This window comes from Streptomyces sp. NPDC013457, assembly GCF_043089925.1.
In the GTDB taxonomy this organism is placed as follows: domain Bacteria; phylum Actinomycetota; class Actinomycetes; order Streptomycetales; family Streptomycetaceae; genus Streptomyces.
Window position 1 is genome coordinate 27,987 of the sequence record NZ_JBICBL010000022.1, and the last position, 21,145, is coordinate 49,131.

The window sequence follows — 21,145 nt, forward strand, 5'->3', positions numbered from 1 at the left end:
CCGTACGGTGCCGGGGCCTTCGCTCACTCCAGCAGGGCCCACTCGTCCGTGTCGTACCGGTAGCCGTATCGCTTCTCGCCCTTCATCGCACTGGTCTTGAAGGGCTTGCCGCCGTCGTCGACGACGACCTTGCCGTGCTGTTCGCCGTCGCTCCATTCCAGCTCCAGGTACCACGTCACGACATGCCCCTCGGTGTGCACGTCGAGGTTGAAGACCTGCGGGTCGCTCGTGGACACCTTGAACGGGAAGTCCTTGGCGGGGACCGTCCGGTCGCCGTCCTGGCCCGCGATGGGCTTGGCGGACGGCTGCGCCGCGTCGAGGTCGATGTCGAAGGTCTGGGGCGTGACGCCGCCGCCGCAGCCCTCGCCCATGGAGTAGACCGTCCGGTCGAGGGGCTCACCGCGTTCCACCACCCGTACGTGGAGGCCGGTGATGACCACGGCGGCGTCGGTACGGCCGGTGGTGGTGAGCTCCAGGTACATGTGCCCGGCGTCGACCCCGTCGAACGAGGCCGCCCAGCGGCGGGACTGCTCCTGCATCGGCGGCGGCGGGACCTGGTCGGGCCGGCGGTCGAGCAGGTAGTGCTGCCCGCAGGGTCCCGTCCAGTTGTACGAGCTGATGCCGGCGCGCACGGGCGTTCCGGTCCCCTTTCCGCCGGGCGCCGAGCTGCCCTTCACTCGGCTCGGAGTCGCGGACGCGCCCGACGGCTTCGCCGAGACGGGGGGCGTGGAGGCGGACGGGGACGCGGTGGACGGCGAGCCGCTCGGGGAGACGGTCACGCCGGGCGCCGTGGAGGGACCGGCCGCGACGCGCTCGCCCTTGCCCGCGTCACCGGTGGGCTCCACGGAATCCGACCGCCCGATGCCGTACGCGACGGGTACGGCGAGCGCGACGACGGCGGCCGCCGCGAGCGCGATCCGCAGCCGCTTGCGGGACCGGGGGACGGCCGTGGAGGGCGCTCTCACGGTGACGAGGGTCTCGGCCGGGTCCTTCCCGGGCACGACGGCCGGGTTCTTCCCGGGTACGACGCCCTCCGGCGCGCCCACGCCGGTCTCGGCCGGCCCGGCGGAGAGAACCGGCTCGGCCGACTCGACAGGCCCGACGAGCTCGACAGGTCCGGCGGGCTCGACAGGTCCGGCGGGCTCGACACGCTCCACCGGCACATCGGACTCGACGTGTTCGACGGGGGCCGCCGTTGCAGCCGTTGCATCCGCAGTGACGGTCACGTCGTCCGTCGTCCCGGCCGGCGAGGCGACCGGAGCCGCCGGCTCCGGCAGGGCCCGCCGCCTCCTCGCGTCGTCGGCCACGATCCAGCTGCGGTGGAGCGCGATCAACTCCTCGCGCGTGGCCCCGCACAGCCGCCCGAGCCGCTCCACGGGGGCGAACTCCGTCGGGACCGCGTCCCCGTTGCAGTACCGGTGCAGCGTCGACGTGCTCACGTGCAGCTTCTTGGCCAACGCCCCGTAGCTGAGCCCGGATCGCTCCTTCAGTCCGCGTACGAGCTCCGCGAAACCGCCCGTCTCCGTTGCCACCCGCCCCGTCCCCCTCGTCTCGCCGTCCCAGGAACGCGTTCCAGGGAAGCCTTGTTTCCCCAGGTCAGGTAGGTGCGTGCGTTCCAGCTTCCCCTATTGTCCCGTGCCGATTGCGGACGGAACGCATCGGCCCGCAGGGTATGAGCCATGCCGAACAGCCGAGCCACGGACGCCGTGGCCCTCGCGGTGCTGATCGTGTGCACCGCCATCGCCATCGTGCTGATCAACCGTCACTGATCAAGCCGTTCATCGCACTTCACGGGGGAACACCTATGCGCAACACCACTCGTGCCGTCACGACCGCCGCGACCGCCCTGGTCGCCGCGCTGTCACTCACCGCCTGCCAGGGGGACGGCGCCGAGTCCGCCGCCACCTCCTCGAAGGCGTCTGCGGGGACGGCGCCGGCCGTGCAGACTCCGGCTCCGAAGCCCTCCACCCAGCCGATCGCGGCATCACCGTCGGCCGCCCCGCCCTCGCAGCAGCCGCAGTCGAAGCAGCCGTCGTCGCGGCAGGGGGCGAGGCCCACGACCGGAGCGAAGGACGACGGCCCGGTCACCACCGCCTGCACCGGCGCCACGGCCAAGGTCGTCGTGAGCAAGGTGTCCCGCCCCGTCAACCACCTGCTGCTGACCGTCACCAACACCGGCAGCCGCGCCTGCAACGCCTACGGCGCACCGTTCGTCGGCTTCGACGACGCCCAGGCCCCCATCGGCACCCTCGAGGAGTCGCGGCCCCAGGCCGTCGTCACCCTCACCCCCGGCGCCTCGGCGTACGCCTCGGTCATCCTCACGGGCGAGCGGGGCGGCGACCCCGACGCGCACGGCCGCACCGTGCGGAACGTGTCTGTCCACTTCGCCCGGGGCGACGGCTCGGGCGGATCCGTGGGCAGCGGCAGGACGGTGGCGGCGCCGAGCGGTACGTACGCCGACGACGACGCCACCGTCACGTACTGGCAGCGCGAGATGGACCAGGCTCTGACCTTCTGAGCCCGCCGGTCAGCGGATCGGGCGGGAGGTCCTCCCGGACGCCTCGTCGATCTCGGTGTGTGCCTTCTGGAGCAGCTGCGAGGCGAGATCCATGAGTGCGCGGGCGCCCGCGATCTCCTCGCCCACCCGCAGCTGCTCCGGGTCGGACGGGTGCCTGTGGGCGTTGCCCTGGGCGCGGAACTCGGTGCCGTCACCGAGGCGCACCATGGCGGCCGACCTCGTCCGGTCGCCGTCCTCCTGGAACTCCATCTCGATGTGCCATCCGACGAGCGTGTGCATCATGAGGACCACCTCCTGAGGTACTTCCAGGGTGCGCCGCGCGGCCCGTCCTCACCAACCGGCCCTGAGCACACGGCGCGCCGGCCGTCACGGCCGACCGCGATGATCACCGTCCGTTAATTGGTTTGCGCGTTCGGTGGCATCCGGTCAAACTGTTAGTCATGACTAACGAATTAGCTCCCACGGAGCTCGTGGAGACCGACGCGATCCCTCTCTTCGGCCGGCCGGACGCGGGCCTCGTCCTGATCTCCGAGTGGCTCACGGAGGACGCCGAGCGGCAGCGGTTCGTGATGGACGCGGTCGTGGACGTCTGGGCACAGGCCGAGCTGCCGGACACCTTCCTCGCACGCCACTGCCTGGCGGGCTCCGACGGCCGCACGATCCTCAACTACGCCCAGTGGGCCGACTCCACCGCCCACCTGGCCTTCTCCGCGGATCCCGCCAACCAGCTGGCCATCGCCGACCGCATCCGGCCTCTCATCACGGTCGGCCCGCCCGGCCGCTACACCCACGACCGCACGGTGCGGCTGCGGAACGCGCCGATACGCAGCCTCAGCACGGGCGCGTCCGGGGACGGCGTCGCGCAGTACGCTCACCGGGCGGCCGACGGCAGGAGCGTCCGTGTCCTCACGGCCCACGAAGACGAAGGGGACGGAACCGTCCTGCGGTTCCGTCCCTGTCGAGGCGTCGTACGAGGAGCCGCACGGTAGTCCGGCCCGAAGCCGGCCGCGAAGCCCGTCCGGCCGGCGTCAGACGCCGCGGCCCAGCTTCTGGGCCACCTCGGTCGCCCAGTAGGTCAGGATCATCTGCGCCCCGGCGCGCCTGATCCCGGTCAGGGTCTCGAAGATGGCCCTGTCGCGGTCGATCCAGCCCTTCTCGGCCGCCGCCTCGACCATCGCGTACTCCCCACTGATCTGGTACGCGGCGACGGGCACGTCCACGGCGTCCGCGACCTTCGCCAGCACGTCCAGGTAGGGACCCGCCGGCTTCACCATCACCATGTCGGCCCCCTCCTCCAGGTCCAGCGCCAACTCCCGCAGCGACTCACGGAGGTTGGCCGGATCCTGCTGGTACGTCTTGCGGTCGCCCTGCAGCGAAGAGCCGACGGCCTCGCGGAAGGGGCCGTAGAAGGCGGAGGAGTACTTCGCGGTGTACGCGAGGATCGACACGTCCTCCTTGCCGATGGTGTCCAGCGCGTCACGGACCACCCCGACCTGACCGTCCATCATCCCGGACGGCCCGACGACATGGACGCCGGCGTCGGCCTGGACCTGGGCCATCTCGGCGTACCGCTCCAGCGTCGCGTCGTTGTCGACCCGCCCGTGCTCGTCCAGGACACCGCAGTGTCCGTGGTCGGTGTACTCGTCCAGGCACAGGTCCGACATGATGACGAGGTCGTCGCCGACCTCCGCCTTCACGTCCCGGATCGCGACCTGCAGGATCCCGTCCGGGTCCGTGCCCGCGGTCCCGGCACCGTCCTTCTTCTCGTCGTCCGGCACACCGAAGAGCATGATCCCGGAGACCCCGGCCTCCAGCGCCTCCACGGCGGCCTTCCGCAGGGTGTCCCGAGAGTGCTGCACCACGCCGGGCATCGCGGCGATCGGCCGCGGCTCGGTGATCCCCTCGCGCACGAACGCGGGAAGGATCAGATCGGCCGGGCTCAGCCGCGTCTCGGCCACCATCCGGCGCATCGCAGGCGTCGTCCGCAGCCGCCGCGGCCGCGCCCCGGGAAAGGTTCCGTACGAGTTCATACGCCCGAGGCTACGCCGACTGAACCGATGCACTTACCGACCGCCTGTGGGCATACACCCCGCCACCGCGTGGTGAGCAATCGTTCCGCCGTGCCCACCCGCGATCCCCGCGCCTGCCCGAGGCCCCGACAACGCACCGGGGTGCGGGACCCGGACAAGGCCCCGCACCCCGTGCACAACGCGACGACGACTACGTCGTCCGACGCCTCCGCGCGCCCGGCCGACGCTCCGAGGGCCGCGTCACCGGGTCCCCCGCCTCCAGCGCCGCCGCCCGCCGCCGCAGACCGAAGTCCGCCAGCGCCTCCGCGAGCTTGTGCACCGACGGCTCGGGCGAGAGCACGTCCACCCGCAGCCCGTGCTCCTCCGCGGTCTTCGCGGTCGCCGGACCGATACAGGCGATGACCGTCACGTTGTGCGGCTTCCCGGCGATCCCCACCAGGTTCCGCACGGTCGAGGACGAGGTGAACAGCACGGCGTCGAAGCCACCGCCCTTGATCGCCTCACGCGTGTCCGCCGGCGGCGGCGACGCGCGCACTGTCCGGTAGGCGGTGACGTCGTCGACCTCCCACCCGAGCTCGATCAGACCCGCGACCAGGGTCTCCGTCGCGATGTCCGCCCGCGGCAGGAAGACGCGGTCGATCGGGTCGAAGACCGGGTCGTACGGCGGCCAGTCCTCCAGGAGCCCGGCGGCGCTCTGCTCACCGCTCGGCACCAGGTCCGGCTTCACACCGAAGTCGACGAGCGCCGCGGCGGTCTGCTCGCCCACCGCCGCGACCTTGATCCCGGCGAAGGCACGCGCGTCGAGCCCGTACTCCTCGAACTTCTCCCGCACCGCCTTCACCGCGTTGACCGACGTGAAGGCGATCCACTCGTAGCGTCCGGTCACCAGGCCCTTGACGGCCCGCTCCATCTGCTGCGGGGTCCGCGGCGGCTCGACGGCGATGGTCGGCACCTCGTGCGGCACCGCACCGTACGAACGCAGCTGGTCGGAGAGCGACGCGGCCTGCTCCTTGGTGCGCGGCACGAGGACCCGCCAGCCGAAGAGCGGCTTGGACTCGAACCACGCCAGCTGGTCCCGCTGCGCCGGGGCGCTGCGCTCGCCGACCACGGCTATGACCGGCCGGTGGCCCTCGGGCGAGGGGAGGATCTTCCCCTGCTTGAAGACCTGCGCGATCGTGCCGAGCGTCGCGGTCCAGGTCCGCTGCCGGGTCGTCGTGCCGCCGATGGTCACGGTGAGCGGGGTGTCCGGCTTACGGCCAGCCGCCACCAGCTCACCGGCCGCCGCCGCCACCGCGTCCAGCGAGGTGGACACGACCACGGTGCCGTCCGACGCTCCGACCTCGGTCCAGCAGCGGTCGTCGGCGGTCCGGGCGTCGACGAAGCGCACATCGGTGCCCTGCGCGTCGCGCAGCGGGACACCGGCGTACGCGGGTACGCCCACCGCCGTGGCGACACCGGGCACGACCTCGAAGGGGATGCCCTCGGCGGCGCAGGCGAGCATCTCCTGACCTGCGTTTCCGTCGAGGCCGGGGTCGCCGGTCACCGCACGGACGACCCGCTTGCCGCCGCGTGCGGCCTCCATGACAAGATTGGTGGCATCCCTCAACACGGGGACACCGGCGGTTGTTGACGCCTCGTCAACAATCGTCAGCTCAGGCGTGCTCACGCCCGCGCGCGCATGGCACCGGACGACTTCGAGCACCTCCGGCTCGGCGATCAGTACGTCCGCGCCGGCGAGGGCTTCGACGGCCCGGAGTGTCAGCAGTCCGGGGTCGCCTGGACCGGCGCCGAGGAAGGTGACGCTCCCGTGGCCGAAGAAGGCCGAGGGCGCGGGGCTGGTGGTCGGGCTGGTGGGGCTCAAAGTGCTCGCTCCCCCATAAGACCGGCCGCACCCTTGGCGAGCATCTCGTCCGCGAGTTCGCGTCCGAGCGCCATCGCCTCGTCGTGCGACGCGGGTACGGGACCGGTGGTGGACAGCTGCACCAGCGTCGAGCCGTCGGTGGTGCCGACGACGCCGCGCAGGCGCATTTCGGTGACAATCTGCCCGCGGCCGGAATCCTCGGCCAGCAGGTCGGCCAGCGCACCCACGGGTGCGGAGCAGCCGGCCTCCAGGGCGGCGAGCAGGGAGCGCTCGGCGGTCACGGCGGCCCGGGTGTGCGGGTCGTCGTGCGCGGCGAGCGCGGCGACGAGGTCGGCGTCGGACGCCAGGCACTCGATCGCCAGTGCCCCCTGGCCGGGGGCGGGCAGGACGGAGTCGACCGACAGGTGGTCGAGCGACAGGGAGCCGGTGAGCTCCGCCGTCCCGCCGATGCGGTTGAGGCCGGCCGCGGCGAGAACCACCGCGTCCAGCTCTCCGCCACGTACGTATCCGACGCGGGTGTCGATGTTCCCGCGGATCGGCACGGTCTCGATGGCCAGCCCGTGGCTGCGCGCGTACGCGTTGAGCTGGGCGGCGCGACGCGGCGAGCCGGTGCCGATCCGGGCGCCCTGGGGCAGCCGGTCCAGCGTCACTCCCTCGCGGGCGACCAGCACGTCACGCGGGTCCTCGCGCTCCGGGATGGCGGCCAGCACGAGGTCGGGGTGCTGCGCGGTCGGCAGGTCCTTCAGGGAGTGGACGGCGAAGTCCACCTCGCCGGCCAGGAGCGCGTCGCGCAGAGCGGCGACGAACACGCCGGTGCCGCCGATCTGCGCGAGGTGCTCACGGGAGACGTCCCCGTACGTCGTGATCTCCACGAGCTCGACGGGCCGGCCGGTCGTCCGCCGGACGGCGTCGGCCACATGCCCGGACTGGGCCATGGCGAGCTTGCTGCGCCTGGTCCCGAGCCTCAGTGCCCTCTCGGTCATACTCGCCCTCGGTTCTTGACGTCGGCGTCATTCAGGTCGGCCCGGGAGACGGAGGCGACCGTCTCCGGGTCGAGGTCGAAGAGTGTCCGCAGCGCGTCGGCGTACCCGGCGCCGCCGGGCTCGCTGGCCAGCTGCTTGACCCGCACGGTGGGCGCGTGCAGGAGCTTGTCGACCACCCGGCGCACGGTCTGGGTGATCTCGGCGCGCTGCTTGTCGTCGAGGCCGGGCAGCCGGCCCTCCAGCCGTGCCACCTCGCCCGCGACGACGTCGGCGGCCATGGTGCGCAGGGCGACCACGGTCGGGGTGATGTGCGCGGCGCGCTGGGCGGCGCCGAAGGCGGCCACCTCGTCGGAGACGATGGAGCGCACCTGGTCGACGTCGGCGGCCATGGGGGCGTCGGCGGAGGCCTCGGCGAGCGACTCGATGTCGACGAGCCGGACGCCCGGCGTGCGGTGGGCGGCGGCGTCGATGTCGCGCGGCATGGCGAGGTCGAGCAGGGCGAGCGGGGCCGTACGGCCCGCCATCGCGGTCTCGACGGCCTCACCGGTCAGGACGAGTCCGGTGGCTCCGGTGCAGGAGACGACGATGTCGGCACGTGTCAGTTCGTCGCCGACGGCAACCATCTCGACCGCGCGTGCGGCCACGCCCGTACCGCCGGGCTCGGTGAGGATCTGCACCAGCCGCTCCGCGCGCGCGGCCGTACGGTTGGCGATCACGATCTCGGCGACGCCGGAGCGCGCCAGGGTGGCGGCGGCCAGCGAGGACATCGAGCCGGCGCCGATCACCAGGGCCCGCTTGCCCGCGACCCAGGCGTCGGCGTCCGCACCCTCCGCGAGCTGCTCCATGCCGAACGTGACGAGCGACTGCCCGGCCCGGTCGATCCCGGTCTCGCTGTGGGCGCGCTTGCCGACCCGCAGCGCCTGCTGGAACAGGTCGTTGAGGAGGCGGCCGGCGGTGTGCAGGTCCTGGCCGAGCGCGAGGGCGTCCTTGATCTGGCCGAGGATCTGACCCTCGCCGACGACCATGGAGTCGAGCCCGCAGGCCACCGAGAAGAGGTGGTGGACGGCCCGGTCCTCGTAGTGCACGTAGAGATAGGGGGTGAGCTCCTCCAGCCCGACGCCGCTGTGCTGGGCGAGGAGCGTGGACAGCTCGGCGACACCGGCGTGGAACTTGTCCACGTCGGCGTAGAGCTCGATCCGGTTGCAGGTGGCCAGGACCGCGCCCTCGGCGGCCGGTTCGGCGGCGAGGGTGTCCTGCAGCAGCTTGGCCTGGGTGTCCGGGGCGAGCGAGGCCCGCTCCAGGACGCTGACCGGAGCGCTGCGGTGGCTGAGGCCGACGACGAGGAGACTCATGCCGGCATCACGGCGGGGACGTCCCCGTCGGGTCCCTTGCGGCCGGTGCCCTTGGCCGGGGTCTCGCCCGTCGGGCCGAGCGGCACGGGCGGCGCCGGTACGGCGGTGGCCTCGGTCTCCGCCTCCTCGCCCGCCTTGCGCTGCTCGTGGAAGGCGAGGATCTGCAGCTCGATGGAGAGGTCGACCTTGCGCACGTCCACGCCGTCGGGCACGGAGAGCACGGTCGGGGCGAAGTTCAGGATCGAGGTCACGCCTGCTGCCACGAGCCGGTCGCAGACCTGCTGGGCGACGCCGGCGGGGGTCGCGATGACGCCGATCGAGACGCCGTCCTCCTCGATGATCTTCTCGAGGTCGTCGCTGTGCTGGACGGGGATCCCGGCGACCGGCTTGCCGGTCATGGCGGGGTCGGCGTCGATGAGCGCGGCGACCCGGAAGCCACGGGAGGCGAAGCCGCCGTAGCCGGCGAGCGCGGCGCCGAGGTTACCGATACCGACGATGACGACGGGCCAGTCCTGCGTCAGGCCGAGCTCACGGGAGATCTGGTAGACGAGGTACTCGACGTCGTAGCCGACGCCCCGCGTGCCGTAGGAACCGAGGTAGCTGAAATCCTTGCGCAGCTTCGCGGAGTTGACGCCCGCGGCCGCCGCGAGCTCCTCGGAGGAGACCGTGGGTACGGAGCGCTCCGACAGTGCGGTGAGCGCACGCAGATACAGCGGAAGCCGGGCGACGGTGGCCTCGGGAATTCCTCGGCTACGGGTCGCCGGTCGGTGAGTTCGGCCAGTTGCCACGGTGCTCCTGCGGGATGAGCGGGGCTGCAGGCGGCCGTGTGTCCCAAGACCGCCCCGTCGAATGCAGGCTATGTCTTTGTGAACGCGTGCACAAAGATGGTGTCCGTTTTGTCCGGCCAAAGTGACCGGGGTCACGCGACCGGTTCGCGCCAGGACGGAACCGCGGAGCGCCTCAAGCCGTTGGGAAACCGAAGGGGGCAAAACCGCACACTCTCCTCACGATCATGCCCCCGAAACCCAACAAAACGTCCACGATGGTAACCGTCTTCGCGTCAGCCACCCAGTTCACGCCTGAGCCGCCCGGCGTCCACACGCCAGAACGTGTGCTGCTCGCCGTCGACCAGGACCACCGGAATCTGCTCCCAGTACGCCCGGTGGAGCTCCTCGTCCTGGGTGATGTCCTTCTCCTCCCAGCTCGCTCCGGTCTCGGCGCAGACCGCCTCGATCACGGCACGGGCATCGTCGCAGAGATGACAGCCCGGCTTGCCGATCAGCGTCACCGTCCGCGCGGCGGCGGGAGCGGCGGAGGTGTTCTTCTTCGCTCGTCCAAACATGCCGTCCATTCTGCGCCGCGCCGTGCCGTGCCCCCTGTCTCCAGCTTGCCCCCGATGTCCGCTTAACAGGAGAGTCGCGGAGTGTTCACGCCGCCGCATCCCGACGCGTCGGGAACCACCGAACAGACTGGCTATGCTCACGACATGGCCGCAATGGGATGGCTCACCCCCCGTAGGCGCTCCGCCACCGCGCGCAGCGTTCTGGCAGGCGAGGCCGCCGCCGAGGCGGCGCGCAAGACCTCGCAACAGCTCGAACTGGAACGGGAGACGGCGGCGCGCGCCGCGCCCGAGCAGCCTGCCGAGCCCGAGTTCCCCGTCGTGGGCGACGCCGAGGCCGCCGCCTTCTTCGACCTCGACAACACCGTGATGCAGGGCGCCGCGATCTTCCACTTCGGCCGCGGCCTGTACAAGCGGAAGTTCTTCCAGCGCCGCGAACTGGCCCGCTTCGCCTGGCAGCAGGCCTGGTTCCGGCTCGCCGGCGTCGAGGACCCCGAGCACATGCAGGACGCCCGCGACAGCGCGCTGTCCATCGTCAAGGGCCACCGCGTCTCCGAGCTGATGTCCATCGGCGAGGAGATCTACGACGAGTACATGGCCGACCGCATCTGGCCCGGCACGCGCGCCCTCGCCCAGGCCCACCTCGACGCCGGGCAGAAGGTCTGGCTCGTCACCGCCGCGCCCGTCGAGACCGCCACGATCATCGCCCGGCGCCTCGGCCTCACCGGCGCGCTCGGCACGGTCGCCGAGTCCGTCGACGGCGTCTACACCGGAAAGCTCGTCGGGGAGCCCCTGCACGGGCCCGCCAAGGCGGAGGCGGTGCGCGCCCTGGCCTCGGCCGAGGGCCTGGACCTGAACCGCTGCGCGGCGTACAGCGACTCGCACAACGACATCCCGATGCTCTCGCTGGTCGGCCACCCCTACGCCATCAACCCGGACACCAAGCTGCGCAAGCACGCGAAGGCCCGTGACTGGCGGCTGCGCGACTACCGGACGGGCCGCAAGGCCGCCAAGGTCGGCATCCCCGCCGCGGCCGGGGTCGGCGCGCTCGCGGGCGGCACGGCCGCCGCCGTGGCCCTGCACCGCCGCCGCCGCTGACCCGGCGCCCCGCACCGGTCGCCACGCGCGACACACCGGGCACCACCGAACACACTGCCGCGGCACGCGGGCACCGGCCGCACGCCGTCCCCTGCCGATACGTTTCGGCTGCGATCGTCTGCGACAACGCGGGATCCGTCGCCCTCACCCTTACGTGGTCGAACACCGCCGCGCAGGTCGACTCAGGGGCATTCGCGGCTCCCTACCCAGCAGCGGCCCAGATCACTCACGGCCCTAGCACTCGACCACAACAGAGCGTGCACGCAGTCACACTCGGAAGCCAACTGATCAACAACCGGTCACCAAGTGCTAAGAATCCCGTCCGCAAGTAGTAACGGATGCGACGGAATCGATGATTTGAGCAACTGGGTGTAGCGCTGCCTGTACGAAGCGTTATTCTCCTCAGACGCACAACGGAACCCACACGTCGCCACGACGAGTGAACGGTCCCGCACTGCACGTGATGGAAGCTCTGCCTCTGGGAGTCCCGTGTACCCACACGTCGGGGTTGACGCCTCGGGCCTGGCTACGCTGCGCGCAACGGTCCTCGACCACTTGCGCGGCTTCGTCCCCACCGCGTACGCCGGCCCTGTCCCCGCCTTTGCCTTCGCCGCACCGGCACCCGCCGGTCCCTGCTATGCCCTCGCCGAGAGCGGTGCCGCTGTCGGCAGACGGGGCAGCCGCGGCGGCACCGGAACCTCGACCGCCGCCCGCCGCCCCACCGCCGACAGCGACAGCGCCCGCATGATGGACCTGGTGGAGCGCGCCCAGGCCGGCGAGGCCGAGGCCTTCGGCCGCCTGTACGACCAGTACAGCGACACCGTCTACCGCTACATCTACTACCGCGTCGGCGGGAAGGCGACGGCGGAGGACCTCACCAGCGAGACGTTCCTGCGCGCCCTGCGCCGGATCTCCACCTTCACCTGGCAGGGCCGCGACTTCGGGGCCTGGCTGGTCACCATCGCCCGCAACCTGGTCGCCGACCACTTCAAGTCCAGCCGCTTCCGGCTGGAGGTGACCACCGGCGAGATGCTCGACGCCAACGAGGTCGAGCGCAGCCCCGAGGACTCCGTCCTGGAGTCCCTCTCCAACGCCGCGCTGCTCGACGCCGTCCGCAGACTCAACCCCCAGCAGCAGGAGTGCGTGACCCTGCGCTTCCTGCAGGGCCTGTCGGTCGCAGAGACGGCTCGGGTCATGGGCAAGAACGAGGGCGCGATCAAGACCCTCCAGTACCGGGCCGTGCGCACCCTCGCGCGTCTCCTCCCGGACGACGCCCGCTGACCGCTGCACGCCCCCCACACGCGCCCCCGCCCGCCGCGCCCGCGCCCGCGCAACGACTCACCCCCGGCTCCGCCCCCACACGTCCCCACCCCCATGTCCCCCACTTCCCCCACGTCCCCCGACCCCCGTCCAACTCACAGTCGGTGACGCCTCGATGACGCACTGGTCCGATCATCTTTCGCGCGTAACCCAAGTGCCGCGCCGCTCGTTGTGCGGAATGCAGGCTCCCTGTGGTCACGCCATGCCCGCAGCCACTCACTCTTTCGTGTGGATGTGTTCAAGGCGTGCAACCTTCCGGACACCCCGGGGAGTCGACCGTCATGACGAGAGGAGGTGCCGCCAGTGATCGCGAACGTATCGGCGCACCGGCGGGCGAACGCCTTCGCCCAGGCCCTGGATGACCGGACGCCCGACGACGCGACGGCCGAGCAGCCCGAGGCGTCGGCCGAACCGGCGGAGCAGGGGCGGCTGTTGGCCCTGGCGAACGGTCTCGGCGAGCTGCCGAGACCGGAGATGGACCCCGAGGTCAAGGTGGTGCAACGAGCGCAGCTCGTCGCCGCCATGGAAGCGATGCTCGCGGAGGGGAGCGCAGCCGCGGGCCCTACGGTGCCGGAGCAACGGACGTCGAGCGGGCGGGGAGCCCACCGGGCCTCCCCGCTCCGGAAACTGCGCCCCCGCTCCCGCTGGTCGAAGGGCATCGCCGCAGGCGGTCTCACGGTCGGTGTGGCCGCGGGAGCGTTCAGCGGTGTGGCCGCTGCCAGCTCCGACGCCCTCCCCGGTGACTCGCTCTACGGGCTGAAGCGCGGGATGGAGGACATCAAGCGCGGCATGGCCGACGACGACTCCGAGCGGGGCGGGATCTTCCTGGACCAGGCGTCGACGCGGCTCAGCGAAGCGCGCAGGCTCATGGAGCGAGGACGCGCGGGCGACCTCGACCACGAGTCGCTCAGCGAGATCCGCCGCGTCCTCGGCGGCATGAAGCACGACGCCTCCGAGGGCCACCGACTGCTGCGCCAGGCGTACGAACGGGACGGCGAGATCGGGCCGATGGCCCGGCTGAACTCCTTCGCCCAAGCCCACCGCTCCACCTGGAACGGCCTGCGCGACCGGCTTCCCGTCCAGCTCAGCGACGTCGGCAAGGAGGTGAACGACGTCTTCGTCGCCATAGACGAAGAGGTCGAGCCGCTCCAGAGCATGCTCCCCCGCACGCCGGAGAAGGGAGCCGTCGAGAGCGGCGGCGCCGGCACCCCGCAGGACACCCCGCGTACGCACACCCAGCGCCCGCCGTCCTCCCCGGCCGCCCCCTCCACGGGCGGCGAGGGCTCCACCCGGCCGCAGCCCTCGGGCTCCGGATCGGGCACGGGCTCCCCACAGGACGACGGCCTGCTCGGCGGGAACACGGGCGGCCTGCTCGACAACCCGCCGACGGGGACACTCCCGACGCCGTCCGGCAGCCACACGACACCCGACATGCCGGATGTCACGCTGCCGCCGCTGCTGCCGGGCCTGCTCCCCGGTCTCGGCATCGACAGCGAGGACGCCCCCTAGCGCCGATACGTGTGTGGGGCGCCCCCTCTCCGGAGGAGGCGCCCCACACACGTACGGCCGGCAGATCAGAAGAACACGGACCTGCGCTGCACCAGCAGCTTGTACAACGTGTGCTGGATCTGCTCGCGGACCTGGTCCGTCAGGTTGAACATCAGCATCGGGTCCTCCGCCGCCTCCGGCGGATAGCCGTCCGTCGGGATCGGCTCACCGAACTGGATGGTCCACTTCGTCGGCAGCGGCACCGCGCCCAGCGGTCCCAGCCAGGGGAACGTCGGTGTGATCGGGAAGTACGGGAAGCCCAGCACCCGCGCCAGCGTCTTCGCGTTGCCGAGCATCGGATAGATCTCCTCCGCCCCCACGATGGAACACGGCACGATCGGCACACCTGCCTGCAGCGCCGTCGACACGAACCCGCCCCGGCCGAAGCGCTGCAGTTTGTACCGCTCGCTGAACGGCTTCCCGATGCCCTTGAACCCCTCCGGCATCACACCCACGATCTCGCCGGACCGCAGCAGCCGCTCCGCGTCCTCCGCGCACGCCAGCGTGTGCCCGGCCTTACGGGCGAGCTCGTTTATCACCGGCAGCATGAAGACCAGGTCCGCCGCGAGCAGCCGCAGATGACGGCCCGCCGGGTGATGGTCGTGGACGGCGACCTGCATCATCAGACCGTCCAGCGGCAGCGTCCCCGAGTGGTTCGCCACCACCAGGGCGCCACCCTCGGCGGGGATGTTCTCCACGCCCTTCACGTCCACACGGAAGTACTTCTCCGCGAGCGGCCGCACCAGCGACATCAGGACCTGGTCGGTGAGCTCCTTGTCGTAACCGAACTCGTCGACCTCGTACTCACCGGTCACGCGCCGCCGCAGGAACGACAGCCCACCCGCGAGCCTGCGCTCCCACCCGCTCCGACGCCCCTCCGCACCCGAGGCGCCCTCCGACCGGTCCGCGGCGCCGTCCGGGCCGCCGCCGGAAGCCTCCACGGCCTCCACGGCTCTCGGGGTCGTCGCGGTCTCCACGGTCCTCGGGGTCTTCGCGGCCTCCACCGGCACGGCGGGGCCCGGAACGTCCTCGGGCCCCTGCTGCCCCGGCAGAGCCCGTACGGCGGCGTCCCTGGCCGCCCTGCCGGGCCGCCGGCGCGCCCGTGAACGGTCGTCGTCGAAGGGAATGACCTTGGCGTCCGCCATCGTTACCTGGGCTCCTTCTGATCCAGCCGGGCCGCGACCCGGTCCACGGCCCCCGCGAGCGTCTCCGGCGGCAGCAGCCCCGGTCCTCGGCTGCGGACGAAGTCCGCGAAGGTCTCGGCCGTCGTGAACCGAGGGGTGAAACCGAGGGTCTCGCGCATCTGAACGGTGGAGACCACCCGGCCGTGGGTGAGGAGCCGGATCTGTTCGGGCGAGAAGTCGGTCACCCCGACCGTCCGCAGCGCCGAGCCCACCCAGGTGACCGCGGGCAGCAGCACGGGCACCGTCGGGCGCCCCAGCCGCCGCGCGCACTGCGACAGCAGCAGCACACCGTCACCGGCCACGTTGAACGTGCCGCTGTTCAGCGTCGCCCGGCGCGGCTCGCCCGAGGCGAGCTCCAGGACGTCGACGACGTCGTCCTCGTGGACGAACTGCAGTCTCGGGTCGTAGCCGAAGACGGTCGGCATGACCGGCAGGGACAGATACTCCGCGAGCGGGGAGTCCGCCCGCGGCCCGAGGATGTTCGCGAACCGCAGGACACAGACGGCCACGTCCGGGCGGCGCCGCGCGAAGCCCCGTACGTACCCCTCGACCTCGACAGCGTCCTTGGCGAAGCCACCGCTCGCCAGGGACTTGGGCGGCGTCGTCTCGGTGAAGACGGCCGGGTCGCGGGGCGCGGAGCCGTAGACGCTCGTACTGGACTTGATCACGAGGCGCCGGATCCTCGGCGACTTCTGGCAGGCACCCAGCAGCTGCATGGTGCCGATGACGTTGGTCTCCTTGGTGGACGCACGGCCGCCGGCGCCCAGCGCGATACCGGTGACGTCCATGTGGACGACCGTGTCCACCTCGTGCTCCGCGAGTACCTTGGCGATGGCGGGCTGGCGGATGTCCGCCCGTACGAAACCGGCTCCGCCCAGGTCGTGTGCCGGTGGAACGGCGTCCACGGCGACCACTCTGTCCACTTCGGGGTCCCGTTGGAGACGCCGTACGAATCGGCCTCCGAGGTGCCGGGCCGCACCGGTGACGAGCACGACCTTGCCCAAGATCAGCGCCTTCCGTCGCTCTCGGCCCCGGGTTCTCCCGCAGGGCCCTGTGCGCCACCGTAGCGCCTCGTTGTTGCGCCGCGATGACCGCCGTGGGCAACCGGGTGGAACCGGCCGAAAAAAACGTGGCCCCTCACCGATTTCGGTGAAGGGCCACGCTTCGACGCACAAACAGCCGTCGTTACAGCCGTCGCTTACTTCTTGTTGCGACGCTGAACACGGGTGCGCTTGAGCAGCTTGCGGTGCTTCTTCTTGGCCATCCGCTTGCGCCGCTTCTTGATAACAGAGCCCACGACTACCCTCGCTCACTTCTTCTCACTCGGTGCGGGGCGTCTGGGCCCACACGACCTACGTCGGCCTAGCCTACCGGCCAGAGCGCCGCAGTTGTAATCCGAGGGGTACGGGGCCCTCGGCTAGGCCGTCTCCACCCCCACGAAGGACTCCCTGAGGTACTCGTGAACCGCCTGTTCCGGGACCCGGAAGGACCTGCCCACCCGGATCGCCGGCAGATGACCGCTGTGCACCAAGCGGTACACGGTCATCTTCGACACTCGCATCACCGAGGCGACTTCCGCCACGGTAAGAAACTTGACCTCGTTCAGAGGCCGATCGCCAGCAGCCATGACCCACCTGTACCTTCCGCACACGACGCCCACCGGCTTCCCCTCCGGTGACCCTGCGTCGCTGTGCGCTCACGCTCCAGACTAGGGGCGTGTGGTACGAGTGGGGAAGAGGAGCAGCCATCGGCCGTTTACCGTGACAGACACGCTCGATTGAGTACATAGCGAGTAAGCGGGCGGTAGTAATCGGACCGGACCCCGTCATCGAGCGGAACTGCTACGGAGACCTGGCCCTCCGCCTCTCCGACGAACAGCGCGGGATCGTCCGTATCGGCCAGCCCCATGGCCTCGATACCCAGCTGACCTGCACCGCAGACCCACCCGTGGTCCCCCACGACGAGTTCCGGAAGCGGCCATCCTTCTTCCACCACCCCCTCCAGAGCGGCCCTGACCGGCAGCGGCGAGTGGGTGTGCGCCCCCGTCTCACGCCCGGTTCCCGGCAGACCCGGTTCTCGCACCAGCGCGACACCTCGCGCGTAGTCGAGGACGTACGTGCGTAGACCGAACCGGGTCGTTATGTCGACACATCGCCCCTGCGCGGGTGTGAGAACAAGACATCCCGCCGCCGACAAAGCGTCTGCGAGCTCTCCGTAGAAGCCGAGCAAGCGATGCGGATGACCGGTCCCGAACAGCACCGGAGCGCGTCGGCCGGCCGCCTCGCCGAGCCGCCCGGCGAAGGCGTCCAGCGCGCTCAACGTCCGTTCCGGATCGATGACATCAGGCCCCGAGCGGTGCGCCGGATCCCGCGACACCCCGCACTTGTCCGCCATCAGCCGCAGCAAGTCTCCCTCGCCCCAGCCCCATTCGGGGTCGAGGCCCAGCATCACCCGCGGGTCCCGAGCCGCGAAGAGCCGATAGCTCCGCAGGCTCTCCTCCCGCGAGGTCGCCACGGTCCCGGCCAACCCCGCCGCCAACAGATGCGCCCGCAGCGCCCCGGTACTCAGCACCCTCTCGATGCTGCCCGAGCGGAGGTGACGAGGGGCCAGAACCCAAGGGAGACCGCACAGTCGGCGTAACAACCCGCCCGTCCCCAGGCATCTTCAAAGGTCTCCGAGGCGTGCCTCGCGGACGCATACGGCTACGCGAGCAGCCCCCGGAGCGGGAACGCCGCCCGCCGCGTCGCGAGGACCGCCTGATCGAGCCGGTCCGCCGGGTCGTACCCCTGCTCCCACTCCCGCCACTCCACCGGCCAGCGCCCGTCCGTCATCCGGATCGGCCCCGGCTGCCGGGTCCGTGCGTAGACCAGGTCACGCCACGAGGAAGGGATCACCGACTCGGGCTCGATCTCCGCGTGCCCGGCGATCCCCACCAGATGCGTCCACGATCGCGGCACGACGTCCACCACCGCGTAGCCGCCACCACCCAGCGCGACCCACTTCCCGCCGTCCACATGTGCGTGCGCGAGCTCATGACAGGCCACCTGCACCGCTCGCTGCGCGTCCAGCGACACCGCCAGATGCGCCAGCGGATCCTCGAAATGCGTATCGGCACCGTGCTGCGTCACCAGGACCTGCGGCCGGAAGTCGGCGATCAGCTCGGGCACGACCGCGTGGAACGCCCGCAGCCACCCGGCGTCCCCGGTCCCCGCCGGCAGCGCCAGGTTCACCGCGGACCCCTCGGCGGCACCCGACGCACCCGTCTCCTCCGGCCACCCCGTCTGCGGGAAAAGCGTCCGCGGATGCTCGTGCAGCGAGATCGTCAGAACCCGCGGATCCTCCCAGAACGCCGCCTGCACCCCGTCACCGTGATGGACGTCCACATCCACGTACGCGACCCGCTCCGCACCCAGCTCCAGAAGGCGGGCGATCGCCAGAGACGCGTCGTTGTAGATGCAGAACCCCGACGCCGCACCCGGCATCGCGTGATGCAGCCCGCCCGCGAAGTTCACCGCGTGCGCCGCCTCACCGCGCCACACCGCCTCCGCAGCCCCGACCGACTGCCCGGCGATCAGCGCCGACGCCTCGTGCATCCCCGCGAACGCCGGATCGTCGACCGTCCCCAGGCCGTACGACTGGTCCGCGTGGCGCGGATCGGCCGAGGCCGCCCGCACGGCCGCCACATAGTCCTCACGGTGCACCAGACGCAGCGTCGAGTCACCGGCCGGCCTCGCCGCCGCCACGTCCACGGCACGGTCGAGCCCGTACGCCCGCACCAAGCCCATGGTCAGCGCGAGCCGTACCGGATCCATCGGATGCTCGGACCCGAAGTCGTACTGCGTGACAGCTTCATCCCACATCAACAGTGCGCGGCCGCTCATGCCCGCCACCGTATCGGGCCGCTCGAGAACCGAACGACGTGGCGTACACCACCGTCACCAGGACGAGCACCATCGGCACGAGCATCGCCCCCCGATAGCTCCAGGCGTCCCCGAGGGCCCCCACCAACGGGGAGCCGATCAGGAACCCCACGTAGTTGAAGACGTTCAGCCGCGCGACCGCCGCGTCGCTCGCCTCGGGGAAGAGCCGCCCGGCGGCCGCGAAGGTCTGCGGCACGACCACGCTCAGCCCGAGCCCCAGGACGGTGAACCCGGCCATCCCCACCCAGGCCCCCGGCGCCACCGCGACCAGCGCGAACCCCAGCGCGGCGAGGACCGCGCCGCACCGCACGACCGTGGCTGCCCCCATCCGCCGCACCCCGAAGTCGCCCACCGCACGCCCCAGGAGCGTGGTGACCATATAGGCGTTGTACGGCACGGTCGCCAGCTCCTCCGAACTGCCGAGCACGTCCTGGAGGTACTTGGCACTCCAGTTGGAGACCGTCGAGTCCCCGATGTACGCGAAGGTCATCACGAGACAGAGCGGCAGCAGGAGCGCGAAGGAGACCCCGACCCCACGCGCCTCGGCCTCCCTGGCCTCCTCGGCCTCGGACCGCTTCACCCCCGGCGTGTACCAGCGGCTCCCCACGAGAGCCACCGGCAGCAGCAACGCGACGACCGGCAGGTACGACACGAACAGCGGCAGATCCCAGTGCGCCCCGGCCCAGGCCAGCGAGGCCCCGGCGATACCGCCCAGGCTGTACGCGGCGTGGAACCCGAGCATGATGGACCGCCCGTACGCCCGCTGGAGGCTCACCCCGAGCATGTTCATGGACGCGTCCAGCGCACCGACCGCGAGCCCGAAGACCCCGAGGGCGACGGCGACCTGCCACAGCCGCGTACCCGCGCCGACGGCCAGCAGCGCCAGGAGGACGACCGGCTGCGCCCACCGCAGCACCACCCCCGGCCCCACCCGGGCCACCACCTTCTCGGTGGCCACGCTGGACACACCGGCGAGGATCGGCACGGCGGCCAGGAAGACGGGGAGCAGCCCGTCGGAGATGCCGTACCGGTCCTGGATGGCCGGTATTCGGGTCACCAGGAGCGCGAACGTCACTCCCTGCACGAAGAAACTGACCGCCAGGGCTCCCCGCCCACGCCGCAAACGCGCATCCGTCATGGCGGCACAGCGTAGGACCCGGGCCTACCCATGGGTAGATGGATCACAGACCCAAAATCGCCGGCAGCTCGGCCATGGTCCGGAAGAACCCGTTGGCTCCGGTGAGCCTCTCCTCGGGCGTCATCGCGGCGAACCCGTACACGTCCATCCCGGCGGCCAGCGCCGCCTGGACCCCGAGCCGGCTGTCCTCGACGACCACACACCGCTCGGGCGCGACCCCCATCCGAGCGGCGGCATGAAGGAACAGATCGGGTGCCGGCTTGCCCTTGCCGACGTCCTCGGCGCTGAAGATGTTCTCGTCCCGGAACCATGCGTCGAGCCCGGTCTTCCGGTGCCCCACCCGGATCCGCTCATGGGATCCGGAGGAGGCGAGACAGTACGGAACCTCGCGGGCCACGAGCTGCTTCAGCACATCGGTGACCCCGGCGACCGCCACCAACTCCCGCTCGAAGGCGGCGAACGTACGCGCGTGCAGGGTCTCGTCGAAGTCCACGGGCAACCGTCGGCCGGTCCGCTCCCCGATCAGATCGTGGACGCGATGCACGGCGGAGCCCATGTAGTCCCGCAGGGAGTCCTCGTAGGAGGTGGGGTGCCCGAGCTCGGTGAGGTAGCCGGCCAGGATGGTGTTGGCGAGGGGCTCACTGTCGACGAGGACACCGTCGTTGTCGAAGACGATCAGTTCATAGCGCATGCCCACACGATAATCGGGGGTGAACGCAGAAAAGCCCCGCACCATAAGGTGCGGGGCTTTCCCACAATGATTGTTCGGCGGCGTCCTACTCTCCCACAGGGTCCCCCCTGCAGTACCATCGGCGCTGAAAGGCTTAGCTTCCGGGTTCGGAATGTAACCGGGC

21 protein-coding genes and 1 rRNA gene are annotated in these 21,145 nt (G+C 71.2%); 5 read left to right on the forward strand and 17 right to left on the reverse strand.

From position 1 onward, the window contains the following. Positions 1-23: 23 nt before the first annotated feature. Positions 24-1,532 (reverse strand): helix-turn-helix domain-containing protein, encoded by a 1,509-nt coding sequence (locus ACF1G2_RS35365; RefSeq protein WP_391802265.1) that lies wholly within the window; start codon positions 1,530-1,532, stop codon positions 24-26. Between the two features lie 272 nt (positions 1,533-1,804). Here ACF1G2_RS35365 and ACF1G2_RS35370 point away from each other — a divergent pair, with 272 nt between their 5' ends. After that, positions 1,805-2,518 (forward strand): DUF4232 domain-containing protein, encoded by a 714-nt coding sequence (locus ACF1G2_RS35370; protein ID WP_391802266.1) that lies wholly within the window; start codon positions 1,805-1,807, stop codon positions 2,516-2,518. Between the two features lie 9 nt (positions 2,519-2,527). On the opposite strand, the gene ACF1G2_RS35375 is transcribed toward ACF1G2_RS35370, so the two are convergent. Continuing rightward, on the reverse strand, positions 2,528-2,797 hold the full coding sequence (locus tag ACF1G2_RS35375) for a DUF1876 domain-containing protein (RefSeq protein WP_391802282.1): 270 nt from the start codon (positions 2,795-2,797) through the stop codon (positions 2,528-2,530). A gap of 161 nt (positions 2,798-2,958) precedes the next feature. Here ACF1G2_RS35375 and ACF1G2_RS35380 point away from each other — a divergent pair, with 161 nt between their 5' ends. After that, complete coding sequence (locus ACF1G2_RS35380) at positions 2,959-3,507, forward strand: hypothetical protein (RefSeq protein ID WP_391802267.1); 549 nt, start codon at positions 2,959-2,961, stop codon at positions 3,505-3,507. A 39-nt stretch (positions 3,508-3,546) separates the two neighbouring features. Here ACF1G2_RS35380 and hemB read toward each other — a convergent pair whose 3' ends face one another. The 6 genes from hemB to ACF1G2_RS35410 form a co-directional block, all read right to left on the reverse strand. Next, on the reverse strand, positions 3,547-4,548 hold the full coding sequence (hemB, locus tag ACF1G2_RS35385; RefSeq protein ID WP_391802268.1) for a porphobilinogen synthase: 1,002 nt from the start codon (positions 4,546-4,548) through the stop codon (positions 3,547-3,549). 190 nt (positions 4,549-4,738) lie between these two features. Then, a complete protein-coding gene (locus ACF1G2_RS35390) occupies positions 4,739-6,409 on the reverse strand; it encodes a uroporphyrinogen-III synthase (protein ID WP_361438144.1) in 1,671 nt (556 codons plus the stop codon). Next, positions 6,406-7,392 carry a hydroxymethylbilane synthase gene (hemC, locus tag ACF1G2_RS35395; protein WP_391802269.1) on the reverse strand — a complete coding sequence of 329 codons (987 nt, stop codon included), beginning with the start codon at positions 7,390-7,392 and terminating at the stop codon, positions 6,406-6,408. Before hemC ends, ACF1G2_RS35390 begins: the two co-directional genes overlap by 4 nt. Then, complete coding sequence (locus tag ACF1G2_RS35400) at positions 7,389-8,744, reverse strand: glutamyl-tRNA reductase (RefSeq protein ID WP_391802270.1); 1,356 nt, start codon at positions 8,742-8,744, stop codon at positions 7,389-7,391. Before ACF1G2_RS35400 ends, hemC begins: the two co-directional genes overlap by 4 nt. Further along, positions 8,741-9,532, reverse strand: a complete 792-nt coding sequence (locus ACF1G2_RS35405) for a redox-sensing transcriptional repressor Rex (RefSeq protein WP_391802271.1) — start codon at positions 9,530-9,532, stop codon at positions 8,741-8,743. The genes ACF1G2_RS35400 and ACF1G2_RS35405 overlap by 4 nt, the downstream gene beginning before the upstream one ends. A gap of 272 nt (positions 9,533-9,804) precedes the next feature. Then, positions 9,805-10,095 (reverse strand): glutaredoxin family protein, encoded by a 291-nt coding sequence (locus ACF1G2_RS35410; protein ID WP_391802272.1) that lies wholly within the window; start codon positions 10,093-10,095, stop codon positions 9,805-9,807. A gap of 135 nt (positions 10,096-10,230) precedes the next feature. Between ACF1G2_RS35410 and ACF1G2_RS35415 the strand changes: the two genes are divergently transcribed. The 3 genes from ACF1G2_RS35415 (at position 10,231) to ACF1G2_RS35425 (ending at position 14,010) form a co-directional block, all read left to right on the forward strand. Beyond that, positions 10,231-11,181, forward strand: a complete 951-nt coding sequence (locus ACF1G2_RS35415; protein WP_391802273.1) for an HAD family hydrolase — start codon at positions 10,231-10,233, stop codon at positions 11,179-11,181. Positions 11,182-11,670: 489 nt separating this feature from the next. Beyond that, positions 11,671-12,462, forward strand: a complete 792-nt coding sequence (locus ACF1G2_RS35420) for an ECF subfamily RNA polymerase sigma factor, BldN family (protein ID WP_137988687.1) — start codon at positions 11,671-11,673, stop codon at positions 12,460-12,462. A 342-nt stretch (positions 12,463-12,804) separates the two neighbouring features. Beyond that, a complete protein-coding gene (locus ACF1G2_RS35425; protein WP_352187031.1) occupies positions 12,805-14,010 on the forward strand; it encodes a DUF5667 domain-containing protein in 1,206 nt (401 codons plus the stop codon). 65 nt (positions 14,011-14,075) lie between these two features. Here the strand turns inward: ACF1G2_RS35425 and ACF1G2_RS35430 are convergent, their stop codons facing one another. The 9 genes from ACF1G2_RS35430 to rrf form a co-directional block, all read right to left on the reverse strand. Then, positions 14,076-15,194 (reverse strand): lysophospholipid acyltransferase family protein, encoded by a 1,119-nt coding sequence (locus tag ACF1G2_RS35430; RefSeq protein WP_391802274.1) that lies wholly within the window; start codon positions 15,192-15,194, stop codon positions 14,076-14,078. Positions 15,195-15,196: 2 nt separating this feature from the next. After that, a complete protein-coding gene (locus tag ACF1G2_RS35435) occupies positions 15,197-16,237 on the reverse strand; it encodes an NAD-dependent epimerase/dehydratase family protein (protein WP_391802275.1) in 1,041 nt (346 codons plus the stop codon). A 194-nt stretch (positions 16,238-16,431) separates the two neighbouring features. Then, positions 16,432-16,530: a 30S ribosomal protein bS22 gene (locus ACF1G2_RS35440; RefSeq protein ID WP_003948845.1), complete on the reverse strand. Its 99-nt coding sequence runs from the start codon at positions 16,528-16,530 to the stop codon at positions 16,432-16,434. A 120-nt stretch (positions 16,531-16,650) separates the two neighbouring features. Beyond that, entirely contained in the window at positions 16,651-16,860 is a 210-nt protein-coding gene (locus ACF1G2_RS35445; protein ID WP_158988220.1) for a helix-turn-helix domain-containing protein, read from the reverse strand. 128 nt (positions 16,861-16,988) lie between these two features. After that, the gene (locus ACF1G2_RS35450; RefSeq protein ID WP_391802276.1) at positions 16,989-17,804 is read right to left on the reverse strand and encodes a phosphatase; all 816 of its coding nucleotides are present in this window, start codon (positions 17,802-17,804) and stop codon (positions 16,989-16,991) included. 131 nt (positions 17,805-17,935) lie between these two features. Further along, positions 17,936-19,114 carry an acetoin utilization protein AcuC gene (locus ACF1G2_RS35455; RefSeq protein ID WP_391802277.1) on the reverse strand — a complete coding sequence of 393 codons (1,179 nt, stop codon included), beginning with the start codon at positions 19,112-19,114 and terminating at the stop codon, positions 17,936-17,938. After that, positions 19,083-20,291, reverse strand: coding sequence for an MFS transporter (locus tag ACF1G2_RS35460; RefSeq protein ID WP_391802278.1), 1,209 nt, complete (start codon positions 20,289-20,291; stop codon positions 19,083-19,085). Before ACF1G2_RS35460 ends, ACF1G2_RS35455 begins: the two co-directional genes overlap by 32 nt. A gap of 43 nt (positions 20,292-20,334) precedes the next feature. Beyond that, complete coding sequence (locus ACF1G2_RS35465; protein WP_391802279.1) at positions 20,335-20,982, reverse strand: HAD family hydrolase; 648 nt, start codon at positions 20,980-20,982, stop codon at positions 20,335-20,337. Positions 20,983-21,054: 72 nt separating this feature from the next. Further along, positions 21,055-21,145, reverse strand: a 5S ribosomal RNA gene (rrf, locus tag ACF1G2_RS35470); the annotation flags it as partial.